Origin of the sequence: Pseudomonas fluorescens (genome assembly GCF_000967965.1) — a bacterium.
GTDB lineage: Bacteria > Pseudomonadota > Gammaproteobacteria > Pseudomonadales > Pseudomonadaceae > Aquipseudomonas > Aquipseudomonas grandcourensis.
This window is the reverse complement of the sequence record NZ_LACC01000011.1, coordinates 15,610-30,807: the sequence shown is the minus strand read 5'-3', so window position 1 is coordinate 30,807 and position 15,198 is coordinate 15,610. Positions and strand designations below refer to the sequence as shown.

Annotated in this window: 15 protein-coding genes; 3 read left to right on the top strand and 12 right to left on the bottom strand. The window is 58.9% G+C overall.

The window, feature by feature from the left end:
* The 3 genes from VC35_RS07160 to VC35_RS07150 are packed head-to-tail and all read left to right on the top strand — an operon-like array spanning position 1 to position 3,638.
* Positions 1–1,512, top strand: coding sequence for an efflux transporter outer membrane subunit (locus VC35_RS07160; RefSeq protein WP_046038805.1), 1,512 nt, complete (start codon positions 1–3; stop codon positions 1,510–1,512).
* Entirely contained in the window at positions 1,505–2,623 is a 1,119-nt protein-coding gene (locus tag VC35_RS07155) for an HlyD family secretion protein (protein ID WP_046038804.1), read from the top strand. The genes VC35_RS07160 and VC35_RS07155 overlap by 8 nt, the downstream gene beginning before the upstream one ends.
* Positions 2,613–3,638, top strand: a complete 1,026-nt coding sequence (locus VC35_RS07150) for a DUF2955 domain-containing protein (protein ID WP_046038802.1) — start codon at positions 2,613–2,615, stop codon at positions 3,636–3,638. The genes VC35_RS07155 and VC35_RS07150 overlap by 11 nt, the downstream gene beginning before the upstream one ends.
* Before the next feature lie 46 nt (positions 3,639–3,684).
* Here the strand turns inward: VC35_RS07150 and glmS are convergent, their stop codons facing one another.
* The 12 genes from glmS to VC35_RS07090 all read right to left on the bottom strand — a co-directional run bounded on the left by glmS (position 3,685) and on the right by VC35_RS07090 (position 15,111).
* Complete coding sequence (glmS, locus tag VC35_RS07145) at positions 3,685–5,517, bottom strand: glutamine--fructose-6-phosphate transaminase (isomerizing) (RefSeq protein WP_046038800.1); 1,833 nt, start codon at positions 5,515–5,517, stop codon at positions 3,685–3,687.
* A 1-nt stretch (position 5,518) separates the two neighbouring features.
* Entirely contained in the window at positions 5,519–6,295 is a 777-nt protein-coding gene (locus VC35_RS07140; RefSeq protein WP_046038798.1) for a DeoR/GlpR family DNA-binding transcription regulator, read from the bottom strand.
* Positions 6,296–6,512: 217 nt separating this feature from the next.
* The gene (gene glmU / locus VC35_RS07135; RefSeq protein ID WP_046038797.1) at positions 6,513–7,880 is read right to left on the bottom strand and encodes a bifunctional UDP-N-acetylglucosamine diphosphorylase/glucosamine-1-phosphate N-acetyltransferase GlmU; all 1,368 of its coding nucleotides are present in this window, start codon (positions 7,878–7,880) and stop codon (positions 6,513–6,515) included.
* Between the two features lie 113 nt (positions 7,881–7,993).
* Positions 7,994–8,419, bottom strand: coding sequence for a F0F1 ATP synthase subunit epsilon (locus tag VC35_RS07130; RefSeq protein ID WP_007969909.1), 426 nt, complete (start codon positions 8,417–8,419; stop codon positions 7,994–7,996).
* A gap of 45 nt (positions 8,420–8,464) precedes the next feature.
* A complete protein-coding gene (atpD, locus tag VC35_RS07125; protein WP_008045671.1) occupies positions 8,465–9,844 on the bottom strand; it encodes a F0F1 ATP synthase subunit beta in 1,380 nt (459 codons plus the stop codon).
* 27 nt (positions 9,845–9,871) lie between these two features.
* Positions 9,872–10,732, bottom strand: a complete 861-nt coding sequence (gene atpG / locus VC35_RS07120) for a F0F1 ATP synthase subunit gamma (RefSeq protein WP_008045673.1) — start codon at positions 10,730–10,732, stop codon at positions 9,872–9,874.
* A gap of 50 nt (positions 10,733–10,782) precedes the next feature.
* Positions 10,783–12,327 carry a F0F1 ATP synthase subunit alpha gene (gene atpA, locus VC35_RS07115; protein ID WP_030132553.1) on the bottom strand — a complete coding sequence of 515 codons (1,545 nt, stop codon included), beginning with the start codon at positions 12,325–12,327 and terminating at the stop codon, positions 10,783–10,785.
* 21 nt (positions 12,328–12,348) lie between these two features.
* Positions 12,349–12,885 (bottom strand): F0F1 ATP synthase subunit delta, encoded by a 537-nt coding sequence (locus VC35_RS07110; protein WP_008045680.1) that lies wholly within the window; start codon positions 12,883–12,885, stop codon positions 12,349–12,351.
* Positions 12,886–12,897: 12 nt separating this feature from the next.
* Positions 12,898–13,368 (bottom strand): F0F1 ATP synthase subunit B, encoded by a 471-nt coding sequence (locus VC35_RS07105; RefSeq protein ID WP_008064601.1) that lies wholly within the window; start codon positions 13,366–13,368, stop codon positions 12,898–12,900.
* Positions 13,369–13,426: 58 nt separating this feature from the next.
* Positions 13,427–13,684, bottom strand: coding sequence for a F0F1 ATP synthase subunit C (gene atpE, locus VC35_RS07100; RefSeq protein WP_003097235.1), 258 nt, complete (start codon positions 13,682–13,684; stop codon positions 13,427–13,429).
* Positions 13,685–13,817: 133 nt separating this feature from the next.
* Positions 13,818–14,687 (bottom strand): F0F1 ATP synthase subunit A, encoded by an 870-nt coding sequence (atpB, locus tag VC35_RS07095; RefSeq protein ID WP_046038787.1) that lies wholly within the window; start codon positions 14,685–14,687, stop codon positions 13,818–13,820.
* 16 nt (positions 14,688–14,703) lie between these two features.
* Positions 14,704–15,111, bottom strand: a complete 408-nt coding sequence (locus VC35_RS07090) for a F0F1 ATP synthase subunit I (protein WP_008045685.1) — start codon at positions 15,109–15,111, stop codon at positions 14,704–14,706.
* Between the last annotated feature and the right edge of the window lie 87 nt (positions 15,112–15,198).

Sequence of the window (15,198 nt, the reverse complement as noted above, 5' to 3'; positions counted from 1 at the left end):
ATGCCACGCCCTGCTCGCATCAGCCGGCTCCTGCTCTGTGGCACCGTCGTTCTGGGGGGCTGCGTGCAACTGGGCCCGGATTTCCAGTCGCCGGCCCAGCCCTGGGTCGACCACTGGAACAGCCCGGCCCTGGAGATCGCCGGCCAACAACACGCGCAACCTGACAGCCGCCAATGGTGGCGCGTGTTCAACGACCCGGTGCTGGACCATTTGATGACCGAAGCCGATGCCCACAACCCAGACCTGCACGTCGCTGGCCTGCGGGTCATGGAGTCCCGCGCACAATTGGGCATCGCACTGGCCGGCCGCTACCCGCAATTGCAGCAGGCCAGCGCCGACAGCCTGTACCTGAACCGTCGACAATCGGGCGGCGCCAACCCTCAGGACACGCATTTCTGGCAACACAGCGTCGGCTTCGATATCGGCTGGGAGCTGGATTTCTGGGGGCGTTTCAGTCGTGCCATCGAGTCGGCCGACGCCTCCTGGTTTGCCGCCCAGGCCAACTATGAAAATGCCTTGGTGCTGTTGCACGCGCAACTGGCGCAAAACTACTACGCCTTGCGCACCGCCGAGGCGCGCCTGGCCATCGCCCGCAGTAACGCAAAATTGCAAAAACGCAGCTACGAGATCACCGAGCGCCTGTTCAACAGTGGGGCCGAAGCCGAACTCGACCTGCAACAAGCCAAGACCCAGTACCTGGGTACCCTGAGCACCATCCCGGAGTTCGAGAGCCAGGTGGCGAGCCTGCGCAATGCGTTGTCCACCCTGATCGGCCAGCCACCCGGCTCGATCCCTGACCTCAATCGCAACACCGGCTTAGTGCCGCTGCTCGATACTGCGGTCTTGCAGGATGTGCCGGCCAACCTGCTGGTACGGCGCCCCGATGTTCGTGCTGCCGAACTGCAAGTGGCGGCGCAGTCGGCATTGATCGGTGTGGCCGAGTCCGACCTGTACCCCTCCATCAGCCTGCTGGGCAGCATCGTCTGGTCCGCCAGCTCGCTCAACGCTGCGCCCAATACCCTCGACTTCGTGGCCGGCCCCAGTCTGCGCTGGGACATCTTCGACCACGGCCGAATCACCAACAACGTTCGCGTGCAGGACGCTCGCTTGCAGCAATTGATCGTTATCTACCAGGACAGTGTGCGCCAGGCGGCCCGTGAGGCCGACGATGCCGCGACTGGCTTGATCAAGGCGCTGGAGCGCGACCTTATCCTCAGCGATGCATCGGTGGCCGCCGAACGTTCGGTGACCCTGGCCAACGCCCAATACCGGGAAGGCTATTCGGATTTCCAGCGCGTGCTGGATGCCCAGCGGGCCCTGTTTGCCCAGCAGGATATCTACCTGGTCAACCGTGGCACCGCCGTCAACAGCCTGATCGCCCTCTACAAGGCTTTGGGCGGAGGTTGGTACAGCGACCAGCCGATGGTCGACCCGGCCACCCGCAAACAAATGCAAGAACGGACCGATTGGGGCGATCTGCTCGACGAACCGAAGGAAAGTGCCCATGACTGACAGCCAACTACCGGCCGACGAGAAAGCCCCGGCACCCGCCGCCGACCCTGCGAAAAAAGCGATCAATTGGGTGGTGCTGCTGATCATCCTGAGTCTGGTCTGGTACCTGATGGCCGACCGTTACACGCCCTACACGCAACAGGCACGGGTGCAGGCCTTCATTGTACCGGTGGCCGCCGAGGTATCCGGTCGGGTGACCAAGGTGCATGTGCGCAACAACCAGGACGTCAAGGCCGGCGAATTGCTGTTTGAAGTCAATCCGGAGCAGTACCAGATTGCCGTCGATCGCGCTCGCGCCGACCTTGAGTCGACCCGTCGCCAGGTGGGCGCCAACACAGCCGGCGTCGATTCCAAACAAGCGTCCCTGCGCGCGTCCCAGGCCAACGAGCTCAAGGCACGCCAGGACATCCAGCGGCTTGAACGCCTGTACAGCGAAGACCCGGGCACCATCTCGCTGCGCCGCCTGGAGATATCCCGCGCCACCCTGTCAGAATCCATCAGCCAGGTTGCCGCGGCCAAGGCCGAAGTGCAACGTGCGCGCGAACAACAGGGCGGTAACGAAGGCGAAAACGCCCAGTTGCTCAGTGCCGCCAGTAACCTTGAAAAAGCCGAGCTGGACTTGAGCAATACGAAGGTCCACGCGCGCTCGGCCGGCCTGATCACCGATCTGCGCACCGATGTCGGCCAGTTCGCCGCCGCTGGTGCTCCGGTGATGACTCTGATCGCCATCCACGATGTGTGGATCAGCGCCGACATGACCGAAAACAATCTGGGCAGTGTCCAGCCCGGGACGCCGGTATCCATCGTCCTCGACGCCCTGCCGGGGGAGATTTTCAAAGGCCATGTGCGCAGCGTTGGCTATGGCGTTGATATCGGCCAGACCACCCAGCCGGGCAGCCTGCCGAAAGTGGAGAACAGCCGCGATTGGCTACGCCCTGCCCAGCGCTTTCCGGTCATCATCGAATTCGAGCCCGGTGAGTTGACCGGCCCGCAAGGCATTCGGTCCGGCGGGCAGGCCGAAGTCATGGCGTTCCCGAGTGAAAGTAACCCGCTGAATATCCTGGGTCGCCTGTTCCTGCGCGTGATGAGCTGGCTGTCCTATGCGTATTGAGCGCCCGCCCCGGGTTCAGCGCGCCCTGCGCCTGAGCTTCGGCACGGCGCTGTGCCTGGCGGCGAGCTTTGGTCTGGCCCTGCCCATCCCGTTCCTCTCGCCGATGCTGGCGCTGATGATGCTGGCGGCGATGAACCGACCGTTGCCGTTCAAGGCCAGCCTGGGTCTGATCCTGATCCTGATGCTGACCACCGGGACCGGCCTGCTGCTCATTCCTCTGCTGCGTTACTACCCGTTCAGTGGCGTGTTGCTGGTCGGACTGTGCCTGTTCCTGGCCTTCGGTTATGGCCTGCGCGGCGGCAACCCTCTGGTAGCGACTTTCCTGGTGGTGGGCCTGACCTTGATCAGTTCGGCCGGAACCGCCGAATTCGACCTGGCGCTTGAGGTGATCGTGGCCCTGGTCAAAGGCTTGTTCCTGGCCGTCACCACGCTGACCATCAGCCATTGGCTGTTTCCCGACCCCGCCAGTGCCCCCGCGGCCAAACCCGACCCGAGCCTTACTCCAACCGAAAGCGGTTGGCTGGCGCTACGGGCCACGCTGGTGGTGCTGCCGACGTTCCTGCTGGCCATGATCGACCCGGCCAGTTACCTGCCGATCATCATGAAAGCCGTCAGCCTCGGCCAACAAAGCTGCGCGACCAGCGCCCGCACCGCCGGCCAGGAATTGCTCGGCTCGACTCTGCTCGGTGGCCTGATGGCGATTCTTTTCTGGTGCGCGCTGAGCCTGTTCGTCAACCTGTGGATGTTCTTTCTGTGGATGTTGCTGTTCGGTTTGCTGGCGTCCAGAAAACTCTATGGACTGGCCCGGACCCGACAACCACCGAGTTTCTGGCTCAACAGCCTGGCGACCCTGATCATTCTGCTGGGCCAATCGGTGCAGGACAGTGCAGCGGGCAAGGATGTCTACACCGCCTTCGCCATCCGCATGGGCCTGTTCATCCTGGTGACCTTGTACGCCTGCGTCATGGTCCATCTGCTGGACACGCGGCGCCAGCGTCGAATTACGACCGCCTAGAAACAGAAAAACCCCCTGAAAAGGGGGTTTTTCATCTGTGGATAACTTATTCCACAGTGACCGACTTCGCCAGGTTGCGAGGCTGGTCAACGTCGGTGCCTTTGAGCACGGCGACGTAGTACGACAGCAGTTGCAGCGGGATGGTGTAGAGAATCGGCGACAGGATGTCGTGGATGTGCGGCATGTGCACCACGTGGGTGCCTTCACCGTTGGTCATGCCGGCCTTCTCGTCAGCGAAGACGATCAACTGGCCACCGCGGGCGCGGACTTCCTGGAGGTTGGACTTCAGCTTCTCCAGCAGTTCGTTGTTCGGCGCCACGGTCACCACTGGCATGTCGTTATCCACAAGCGCCAACGGGCCGTGTTTCAGCTCACCGGCCGGGTAGGCTTCGGCGTGGATATAGGAGATTTCCTTGAGCTTGAGCGCCCCTTCCATCGCCACCGGGAACTGCGCGCCACGGCCGAGGAACAGCGTGTGGTGTTTCTCGGCGAACAGCTCGGAGATTTTTTCCACGGTGCTGTCCATGGCCAGCGCTTCGCCCAGACGGGTCGGCAAACGACGCAGTTCTTCGACCAGCGTCGCTTCGACACCTTTGGCCAAGGTGCCACGAACCTGGCCCAGGGAAAGCGTCAGCAACAACAGGCCAACCAATTGCGTGGTGAAGGCTTTGGTCGATGCCACACCGATTTCTCGACCGGCCTGGGTCAACAGGGTCAGATCGGACTCACGCACCAGCGAGCTGATGCCAACGTTGCAGATCGCCAGGCTGGCGAGGTAGCCCAGTTCCTTGGCGTTGCGCAACGCGGCCAGGGTGTCGGCGGTTTCACCGGACTGGGAAATGGTCACGAACAAGGTGTCCGGCTGCACCACCACCTTGCGGTAGCGGAATTCGCTGGCGACTTCGACCTGGCAAGGAATGCCGGCCAGCTCTTCGAGCCAGTAACGCGCGACCATGCCGGCGTGGTAGCTGGTGCCGCACGCGACGATCTGTACGTTACGCACTTTGGCGAACAGTTCGGCCGCCTGTGGGCCGAATGCCTGTACCAGGACCTGGTTCTGGCTCAGGCGACCTTCCAGCGTGCGCTGCACCACGGATGGTTGCTCGTGGATTTCCTTGAGCATGAAATGGCGGAACTCGCCCTTTTCAGCGGCTTCGGCACCGTCGCGATACTGCACGGCTTCGCGCTCGACAGCCTTGCCGTCAACGTCCCAGATCTGCACGCTGTCGCGGCGGATTTCGGCGATATCGCCTTCTTCCAGGTACATGAAGCGGTCGGTGACCTGACGCAGGGCCAACTGGTCGGATGCCAGGAAGTTTTCCCCCAGGCCCAGGCCGATCACCAGCGGACTGCCGCTGCGGGCTGCGACCAGACGATCAGGTTGCTTCGAGCTGATCACTGCCAGGCCGTAAGCACCGTGCAACTCTTTAACGGTCGCCTTGAGGGCTACGGTCAGGTCGCGCAGATCCTTGAGTTTGTGGTTCAGCAGGTGGGCGATGACTTCAGTGTCGGTGTCCGAAGTGAACACGTAGCCCAAAGCCTTGAGTTGTTCACGCAGGGCTTCGTGGTTTTCGATGATGCCGTTGTGCACTACTGCCAAGTCACCGGAGAAATGCGGGTGAGCATTGCGCTCGCACGGTGCGCCATGGGTGGCCCAGCGCGTGTGGGCGATGCCCAGACGACCGACCAGCGGCTCGGTGGTCAGTGCCTGCTCCAGCTCACTGACCTTGCCCGGACGACGCAGGCGCTCGAGTTTTTCATCGTTGGTGTAGACCGCCACACCAGCGCTGTCATACCCACGGTATTCGAGGCGCTTCAGGCCTTCGACGAGGATGGCGGTGATGTTACGTTCTGCGACTGCGCCGACAATTCCACACATGCTATTTCTCCTGACTGACAGCCGCGCAAATCAAAGTGATGCCGCGGGCCTGAATCTGATCGCGAGCCTCAAGTGGCAGGCGTTCATCGGTAATAAGGGTATGGACACTGCTCCAGGGCAGCTCCAGGTTGGGAATCTTGCGGCCGATCTTGTCGGCCTCCACCATCACGACTACTTCGCGGGCGACTTCGGCCATGACCCGGCTCAGCCCGAGCAGTTCGTTGAAGGTGGTTGTACCTCGAACCAGATCGATGCCATCGGCGCCGATAAACAGCTGGTCGAAGTCGTAGGAGCGTAGTACCTGCTCGGCAACCTGCCCCTGAAAGGACTCGGAATGCGGGTCCCAGGTACCACCGGTCATCAACAGCACCGGTTCGTGTTCAAGTTCGCTCAGGGCATTGGCGACATGTAGCGAGTTGGTCATCACCACCAGGCCGGGTTGCTGTCCAAGTTCCGGGATCATGGAAGCGGTGGTACTGCCACTGTCGATAATGATGCGCGCATGCTCGCGAATCCGCCCGACAGCGGCACGAGCAATGGCTTGCTTATACTTGGAAACCGGCTGACCAAGGTCCGCGACCAGTTCCTGAGGCATGGTGATCGCCCCGCCGTAACGACGCAGCAACAGGCCATTGCTTTCAAGCGCCGCCAGATCCTTGCGAATCGTAACTTCCGACGTTTCGAAGCGCTTGGCCAACTCATCCACACTGACTTCGCCCTGCTCATTGAGCAAGGCGAGGATGTTGTGACGACGCTGAGGTGTGTTGCGCTTCGACATGAGCTGACAAGTTTCGTTTCGAAAGATAACGGAAGCAATCAAAACCTATCAACGAAACTTCGTCAAGCGCCATGCGATAAAAAGAGCTGTGGATAAAAGCATCGCGGGCAAGCCCGCTCCCACAGGATGGCGAATACTCCTGTAGGAGCGGGCTTGCCCGCGAATGCAATGGATCAGCCTGTGAATAACTTCAGACGATCATCCACATGTGGATAACTCAGCTCTTCTTGACCTTCTCTGGACGCTTCCAGCCATCAATGTTCTTCTGACGCCCACGTCCGATAGCCAACTGGGATTTATCCACAGTCGAGGTAATGGTCGAACCGGCCGCCGTGGTCGCACCGTCCAGGATATCCACAGGCGCTACCAAGGAGTTGTTGGAACCGATGAACACGTCTTCACCCAGCACGGTTTTCCACTTGTTGGCACCGTCATAGTTGCAGGTAATGGTACCGGCACCAATGTTGGTGCGCGCGCCCACTTCGGCATCGCCCAGATAAGTCAGGTGACCGGCCTTGGCGCCTTCGCCAAGGTGAGCGTTTTTCAACTCGACGAAGTTACCCACATGCGCCCTGGCCTCCAGCACGGTACCTGGGCGCAGACGCGCAAACGGGCCGGCATCGCTGCCTTCACCCAGAACGGCACCTTCGATATGGCTGTTGGCCTTGATGACCACGCCTTTGCGCAGGGTGCTGTCCTTGATCACGCAGTTCGGACCGATCACCACGTCGTCTTCGATGACGACCTTGCCTTCGAGGATCACGTTGATGTCAATCAGCACGTCGCGGCCTACCGTCACGTCTCCGCGTACATCGAATCGTGCCGGGTCGCGCAGCGTCACACCTTGAGCCATCAAACGACGACCGGCGCGCAATTGATAATGCCGTTCCAGTTCGGAAAGCTGCTTGCGGTCGTTGGCGCCCTGCACTTCCATGGCGTCGTGCGGTTGCTCGGTGGCCACCACCAGACCATCGCTCACGGCCATGGCAATGATGTCGGTCAGGTAGTACTCGCCCTGGGCATTGTTATTAGAGAGACGGCTCATCCAGTCGCCAAGACGGGCAAAAGGCAGCGCCAGAATGCCGGTATTGCCTTCGGATATCTTGCGTTCGGCTTCGTTGGCATCTTTCTGTTCGACGATGGCCGCAACCTTGCCAGCGGCATCACGAACAATGCGGCCGTAACCGGTCGGGTCATCCAGTTCGACGGTCAGCAAGCCCAACTGCTGCGGACCCACCTGTTTGAGCAGGCGCTGCAGGGTCTCGACTTCGATCAACGGCACATCACCGTAGAGCACCAGCACGGTGTCGGACTGAATGAACGGCACTGCTTGAGCAACGGCGTGACCGGTACCCAACTGTTTATCCTGCAGGACGAAATTCAGATCATCCGCCGCCAGACGTTCGCGTACGGCATCGGCACCATGACCGATCACGACGTGGATGCGCTGTGGATCAAGTTGCCGAGCGCTGTGGATAACATGGCCGAGCATGGAGTTGCCGGCAATCGGGTGCAAGACTTTCGGCAAAGCGGAACGCATGCGCGTGCCTTGGCCAGCAGCGAGAATAACGATTTCAAGAGACATGACTGGCTACCAATCCTGGGTGGTCAGCGGCTGCGACCAGGTTGTAAACATCGGAAAAGAAAAAAGGGTAGCCGAGGCTACCCTTTTTAATCAATCACACAACAAGTACGGCCTTAGTGGCCGAACTTCTTGCGGATCTGCTGGACGGTGCGCAGCTGAGCTGCAGCCTCGGCCAGACGTGCGGCAGCAGAACCGTAATCGAATTCCGCGCCCCGCTCATGCAGGGCCTTCTCGGCAGCCTTGACGGCTTCCTGAGCGGAGGCTTCATCCAGGTCGGCAGCACGTTGCACGGTGTCGGCAAGAACCTTGACCATGTTCGGCTGAACCTCGAGGAAACCACCGGAGATGTAATACACCTCCTCTTCCCCGCCCTGCTTGACCAGGCGGATCGGACCTGGCTTCAGATTAGTGATCAGCGGCGCGTGACCCAGGGCGATACCAAGATCACCCAGTGCACCGTGCGCAATCACCATCTCGACCAGACCGGAAAAGATTTCTCCTTCCGCGCTGACGATATCGCAATGGACTGTCATAGCCATCTGATTGCCTCAACCTAAATTAGCGCCCGTTGCCGGGCGCCGGGATTACAGTTTCTTGGCTTTTTCGATCGCTTCTTCGATGCCGCCAACCATGTAGAACGCTTGTTCTGGCAGGTGGTCGTAGTCACCGTTGAGGATGCCTTTGAAGCCAGCAATGGTGTCTTTCAGGGAAACGTATTTACCCGATGCACCGGTGAAGACTTCAGCCACGAAGAACGGCTGCGACAAGAAGCGCTGGATCTTACGAGCACGGTTTACCAACTGCTTGTCGGCTTCCGACAGCTCGTCCATACCCAGGATCGCAATGATGTCCTTCAGTTCTTTGTAACGCTGCAGAACGTACTGAACGCCGCGAGCGGTGTCGTAGTGGTCCTGGCCGATTACGTTCGGGTCCAGCTGGCGCGAAGTCGAGTCGAGTGGATCGACCGCTGGGTAGATACCCAGGGAAGCGATGTCACGGGACAGAACGACGGTAGCGTCCAAGTGGGCGAAGGTGGTCGCTGGCGACGGGTCGGTCAAGTCATCCGCAGGTACGTATACCGCTTGGATCGAAGTGATCGAACCTTCCTTGGTCGAAGTGATACGTTCTTGCAGAACGCCCATCTCTTCAGCCAGGGTCGGCTGGTAGCCTACTGCGGAAGGCATACGGCCCAGCAGTGCGGATACTTCAGTACCGGCCAAGGTGTAACGATAGATGTTGTCGACGAACAGCAGAACGTCGTTACCTTCGTCACGGAACTTCTCGGCCATGGTCAGGCCGGTCAGTGCTACGCGCAGACGGTTTCCCGGCGGCTCGTTCATCTGACCGTAAACCAGTGCCACTTTGTCCAGAACGTTGGAGTCCTTCATCTCGTGGTAGAAGTCGTTACCCTCACGGGTACGCTCACCCACACCGGCGAACACGGAATAACCGCTGTGCTCGATGGCGATGTTACGGATCAGTTCCATCATGTTTACGGTCTTGCCTACACCGGCACCACCGAACAGACCGACTTTACCGCCTTTGGCGAACGGGCAAACCAGGTCGATAACCTTGATGCCGGTTTCCAGCAGGTCGTTGCCGCCTGCTTGTTCAGCGAACGAAGGCGCTGGACGGTGAATGCCCCAACGCTCTTCAGTAGCGATAGGACCAGCTTCGTCGATCGGGTTGCCCAGAACGTCCATGATCCGGCCCAGAGTCGCTTTACCGACCGGTACGGAGATGGCTGCGCCAGAGTCGACAACGTCCAGACCGCGCTTCAAGCCTTCGGTAGAACCCATCGCAATGGTACGAACCACGCCGTCGCCCAGCTGCTGCTGAACTTCCAGGGTGGTCCCGGCCGCGCTTTGTACAGTCAGCGCGTTGTAGATGCTCGGTACGCTGTCGCGTGGAAATTCCACGTCGATAACGGCGCCGATGATTTGAACGATACGTCCGCTACTCATAGCTGGATCCTCTGAATATTTGAACCGTTAAACCGCGGCAGCGCCGCCGACGATTTCCGAGATCTCTTGGGTGATCGCAGCCTGACGCGCCTTGTTGTAGACCAGCTGCAAATCGCTGATCAAATCACCGGCGTTGTCGGTAGCGTTCTTCATCGCGATCATCCGCGCAGCTTGTTCAGCCGCGTTGTTCTCGACCACCGCCTGGTAGACCTGCGACTCCACGTAACGGACCATCAAGCCGTCCAGCAGCTCCTTGGCATCCGGTTCGTAGAGATAGTCCCAGTGGTGCTTGAGGTCTTGATCCGGGGTCGCCACCAGTGGAATCAACTGCTCCACGGTAGGCTGTTGCGTCATGGTGTTGATGAACTTGTTGGACACCACGGACAGGCGGTCAATACGGCCGTCCAGGTAGGCATCCAGCATCACCTTGACGCTGCCGATCAGATCATTGATCGACGGCTCTTCACCCAGGTGGCTGATAGCTGCAACGACGTTACCGCCGAAGTTACGGAAAAAGGCCGCACCCTTGCTACCAACGACACACAGATCGATCTCGACGCCGTTTTCGCGGTTTACCGCCATGTCCTTGACCAGGGCCTTGAACAGGTTGGTGTTCAAGCCGCCGCACAGACCACGGTCACTGCTCACTACGACATAACCAACACGCTTGATTTCGCGGTCGATCATGAACGGGTGGCGGTATTCCGGGTTGGCGTTGGCCAGATGCCCAATTACCTGGCGGATACGCTCCGCATAAGGACGGCTAGCAGCCATGCGCATTTGTGCCTTGCGCATTTTGCTGACCGCCACTTTTTCCATGGCGCTGGTAATCTTTTGCGTGCTTTTGATGCTCGCAATCTTACTGCGAATCTCTTTTGCGCCTGCCATGTAACACCTATCAGGTTAGCAAGCGGGAGCCTTGCGGCTCCCGCTGCGGCTTACCAGGTTTGGGTGGCCTTGAACTTCTCGATACCGGCTTTCATGCCAGCGTCGATCTCGTCATTGAAGTCACCTTTCACGTTGATCTTCGCCATCAAATCGGCGTGATCGCGGTTGAAGAAAGCAATCAGCGCTTGCTCGAAGCTGCCGATCTTGGCGATTTCAACGTCAGTCAGGAACCCACGCTCAGCGGCATACAGCGACAGCGCCATGTCAGCGATCGACATTGGTGCGTATTGCTTCTGCTTCATCAGCTCGGTAACGCGCTGACCATGCTCAAGTTGCTTACGGGTCGCTTCGTCCAGGTCAGAAGCGAACTGGGCGAATGCCGCCAGTTCACGGTACTGAGCCAGAGCGGTACGGATACCACCGGACAGCTTCTTGATGATCTTGGTCTGAGCGGCACCACCCACACGGGATACCGAAACACCGGCGTTCACTGCAGGGCGGATGCCCGAGTTGAACATGGCCGATTCCAGGAAGATCTGACCGTCGGTGATGGAAATCACGTTGGTCGGAACGAACGCGGAAACGTCGCCAGCCTGGGTTTCGATGATCGGCAGTGCGGTCAGGGAACCGGTTTTGCCGGTCACTGCGCCGTTGGTGAACTTCTCTACGTATTCTTCCGAAACGCGGGATGCGCGCTCCAGCAGACGGGAGTGGAGATAGAACACGTCGCCTGGGTAAGCTTCACGGCCTGGTGGACGGCGCAGCAGCAGGGAAATCTGGCGGTAAGCCACTGCTTGCTTGGACAGATCGTCATAAACGATCAGCGCGTCTTCACCGCGGTCGCGGAAGAATTCACCCATGGTGCAACCGGAGTACGGTGCCAGGAATTGCAGCGCAGGAGATTCCGAAGCACTGGCAGCCACGATGATCGTGTTGGCCAGGGCGCCGTTTTCTTCCAGCTTGCGAACCACGTTGGCGATGGTCGATTGTTTCTGACCGATTGCTACGTAGACGCAGAAAATGCCGCTGTTCTTCTGGTTGATGATCGCGTCGATCGCCAGAGCGGTTTTACCGATCTGACGGTCACCGATGATCAGCTCACGCTGGCCACGGCCGACAGGGATCATGGCATCGACAGCCTTGTAGCCAGTCTGTACAGGCTGGTCTACCGACTTACGCCAGATCACGCCTGGAGCAACTTTCTCGACCGCGTCGGTCTCGGTGTTGCCCAGTGGACCTTTGCCGTCAACAGGGTTACCCAGTGCGTCGACTACGCGACCCAGCAGTTCCTTACCAACCGGAACTTCCAGGATGCGGCCAGTGCACTTGGCGCTCATGCCTTCAGCCAGAGACTGGTATGCGCCCAATACAACGGCACCTACGGAGTCTTGCTCCAGGTTGAGGGCCATACCGAAGACGCCGCCCGGAAACTCGATCATCTCGCCGTACATTACGTCGGCCAGACCGTGAATCCGCACGATACCGTCAGATACGCTGACGACAGTGCCTTCGTTACGGGCTTGGGAGGTCACATCGAGCTTGTCGATGCGGCCCTTGATAATTTCACTTATTTCGGAAGGATTGAGTTGCTGCATTGCTCTGCTGCCCCTTCAAACTCAAGATTTCAATGCTTCGGCAAGTTTCGCGATTTTGCCGCGAATCGAGCCATCGATAACCAGGTCGCCGGCGCGGATGACGACACCACCAATAAGGGCAGCGTCCTCCGCAACTTGCAGGCGCACTTCCCGGTTGAGTCGTGCACTGAGAACCTTGGCGAGTTTGTCTTGCTGTTCTTGGTTCAATGCGAAAGCACTGGTCACTTCAACGTCTACCGACTTCTCTTGTTCGGCCTTGTACAGGTCGAACAGAGCGGCGATCTCCGGCAACAGCGGGAGACGGTCGTTTTCGGCAACGACGTGGATGAAGTTCTGTGCCTTGGCATCAAACTTGTCGCCGCACACGTCAATGAACGTGGCGGCCTTTTCTGCGCTCGTCAGTCGCGGGGCCTTGAGCACGCGCTGCATGGTGTCGTCTTCCGACACCGCTGCAGCCAGGCCGAGCATGGCTGACCAATTGGCCAGTTGCTGGTGGGCCTGAGCGTGCTCGAAGGCCGCCTTAGCGTAAGGTCGGGCCAACGTGGTCAGTTCTGCCATGATCGCCCTCGCTTAGATTTCAGCAGCCAGTTGGTTAACCAGCTCTGCGTGCGCGTTTTGATCGATTGTGGCACCCAGGATCTTCTCGGCGCCGCCGACTGCCAGCAAGCCCACTTGGGCACGCAGCGCGTCTTTGACACTGTTCAGTTCCTGTTCGATCTCGGCCTGAGCCTGAACCTTCACACGGTCAGCGTCGATACGGGCTTTTTCAACAGCCTCTTCGACAATCTGGTTACCGCGTTTCTTGGCTTGCTCGATGATTTCAGCTGCCTGAGCTTTCGCTTCGCGCAGTTGCTGACCCGCTTTCTCTTGGGCCAACTCCAGGTCGCGAGCTGCACGGCTGGCAGCGTCCAGACCATCAGCGATCTTCTTTTGACGTTCGTGCAGTGCCGCAATGACCGGAGGCCATACGAACTTCATGCAGAACAGTACAAAAATCAGGAACGCAACGGACTGGCCAATCAGGGTCGCATTAATGTTCACGCCAACACCTCGCAGTTACGTTGTCCATCACACCAAATTACCCGGAAGATCCGAGTAATTAGCCAGCGATTTGACCAACGAACGGGTTCGCAAAGGTGAAGAACAGAGCGATACCAACACCGATCATGGTTACGGCGTCGAGCAGACCGGCAACGATGAACATTTTAACTTGCAGCATTGGAACCATTTCTGGCTGACGCGCTGCGCCTTCCAGGAACTTGCCGCCCAGCAGGCCGAAACCAATTGCGGTACCCAGTGCGCCCAGGCCGATCAACAGTGCAACAGCGATAGCGGTTAGACCAACTACAGTTTCCATCTTTCCTCCCGACTTTTACGTCGTATGGTTTAGGTTTTTTAGATTAAAGCGGTAAAACAAATCGTTTCAGATGCCCCGTAAGGAGCCCCTTCCCGTTTTACCGGGAAGGACATCAGACTAGTCGAGACTGGTCTTAATGGTTTTCTTCGTGCGCCATCGACAGGTAAACGATGGTCAACATCATGAAGATGAACGCCTGCAGGGTGATGATCAGGATGTGGAACACAGCCCACGCCCACTGCAGAACAACGCCCAGGCCACTAAGCCAGAGCAGACCGCTGCCGAACATCACAGCAATCAGAATGAAGACCAGCTCGCCGGCATACATGTTGCCGAACAGACGCAGAGCCAGGGAGATCGGCTTGGCGATCAGGGTCACGAACTCCAGCAGGAAGTTCACCGGGATCAGCAGCGCCTGAAGGAAGATGTTCTTGCTGCCGAACGGGTGCAGGGTCAGCTCACCGATGAAGCCGCCGAGGCCCTTGATCTTGATGCTGTAGAAAATGATCAGCGCGAACACCGAGAAGGCCATGGCCAGAGTAGCGTTCGGGTCGGTGGTCGACACGGCACGGAACGGGATGTGGTGGTCGCCGGAGATCAGGATGGCCAGTTGAGGAATCCAGTCGACCGGTACCAGGTCGACGGCGTTCATCATGAACACCCAGACGAAGATGGTCAGTGCCAGCGGTGCAACCACTGGGCTACGGCCATGGAAGCTGTCTTTCACGCTGCCATCGACGAATTCGACCAATACTTCAACGAAGTTCTGCAAAGCACCAGGAACACCGGTAGTCGCCTTCTTTGCCGCCATGCGGAAAAGGAGAACGAAAATCAGACCCAATGCGACCGACCAGCCGAGAGTATCGACGTGGAAAGCCCAGAATCCCATTTCCTTGGCTTCTGCTGCGGTGTGGGCAAAGCCCCAGCCGCCGGTAGGGAGCTGACCGAAGGTCAGGTTCTGCAAGTGGTGCTGGATATAGCCCGAAGCGGTTGTTTCTGCCATGGTTGCCTCAAACGCCCTAAGGTCTCGAAAGTCTTGTTCTCATCAGCAGGGGAGCGAACCAGCTGACCGACTGAGTCAGCACGAAGGCACCGAATACTGCAATCGGCGCCAGTGGCTTCACACCTGCAAACACCAGTGCAAACAGCACTGCCGTCAAAATCAGTTTGCCTGCCTCGCCGGCATAAAAAGACCGGACGATGGACTGGGCTGCTCGGGCGCCGGAAAACCGAAATGCCCTGTGAGCGAAATAAACATTGGGTAGCAAGGCTATCAGGCCTCCGCAGAGTCCCGAGTACCCGGCAACGACTCCATATCGGTACCAGAGCGCCAAAGCGGCGATCAGCAACACGACAAATTGAGCCATTAACACCGGAAAAACTGCCAGGCGATGGAAGGGCAGGCGGTTTGGCGTGCGGGTTTCCATCACTTTTACTCTCCAATGGTCGGCTGCCGAAATTCACTAACTTGGCATAATTTGTGCCGACAAAATGCGCGCAGAGTATAGGGGCGG

Bases quoted from the DNA above. Each gene is read 5' to 3' on its own strand.
- glmU (WP_046038797.1), bottom strand. From the start codon at position 7,880: ATGTCTCTTGAAATCGTTATTCTCGCTGCTGGCCAAGGCACGCGCATG.
- atpA (WP_030132553.1), bottom strand. From the start codon at position 12,327: ATGCAGCAACTCAATCCTTCCGAAATAAGTGAAATTATCAAGGGCCGC.
- atpE (WP_003097235.1), bottom strand. From the start codon at position 13,684: ATGGAAACTGTAGTTGGTCTAACCGCTATCGCTGTTGCACTGTTGATC.
- VC35_RS07155 (WP_046038804.1), top strand. From the start codon at position 1,505: ATGACTGACAGCCAACTACCGGCCGACGAGAAAGCCCCGGCACCCGCC.
- VC35_RS07160 (WP_046038805.1), top strand. From the start codon at position 1: ATGCCACGCCCTGCTCGCATCAGCCGGCTCCTGCTCTGTGGCACCGTC.
- atpG (WP_008045673.1), bottom strand. From the start codon at position 10,732: ATGGCAGGCGCAAAAGAGATTCGCAGTAAGATTGCGAGCATCAAAAGC.
- atpB (WP_046038787.1), bottom strand. From the start codon at position 14,687: ATGGCAGAAACAACCGCTTCGGGCTATATCCAGCACCACTTGCAGAAC.
- VC35_RS07140 (WP_046038798.1), bottom strand. From the start codon at position 6,295: ATGTCGAAGCGCAACACACCTCAGCGTCGTCACAACATCCTCGCCTTG.
- glmS (WP_046038800.1), bottom strand. From the start codon at position 5,517: ATGTGTGGAATTGTCGGCGCAGTCGCAGAACGTAACATCACCGCCATC.
- VC35_RS07130 (WP_007969909.1), bottom strand. From the start codon at position 8,419: ATGGCTATGACAGTCCATTGCGATATCGTCAGCGCGGAAGGAGAAATC.
- VC35_RS07090 (WP_008045685.1), bottom strand. From the start codon at position 15,111: ATGGAAACCCGCACGCCAAACCGCCTGCCCTTCCATCGCCTGGCAGTT.
- VC35_RS07150 (WP_046038802.1), top strand. From the start codon at position 2,613: ATGCGTATTGAGCGCCCGCCCCGGGTTCAGCGCGCCCTGCGCCTGAGC.
- VC35_RS07110 (WP_008045680.1), bottom strand. From the start codon at position 12,885: ATGGCAGAACTGACCACGTTGGCCCGACCTTACGCTAAGGCGGCCTTC.
- atpD (WP_008045671.1), bottom strand. From the start codon at position 9,844: ATGAGTAGCGGACGTATCGTTCAAATCATCGGCGCCGTTATCGACGTG.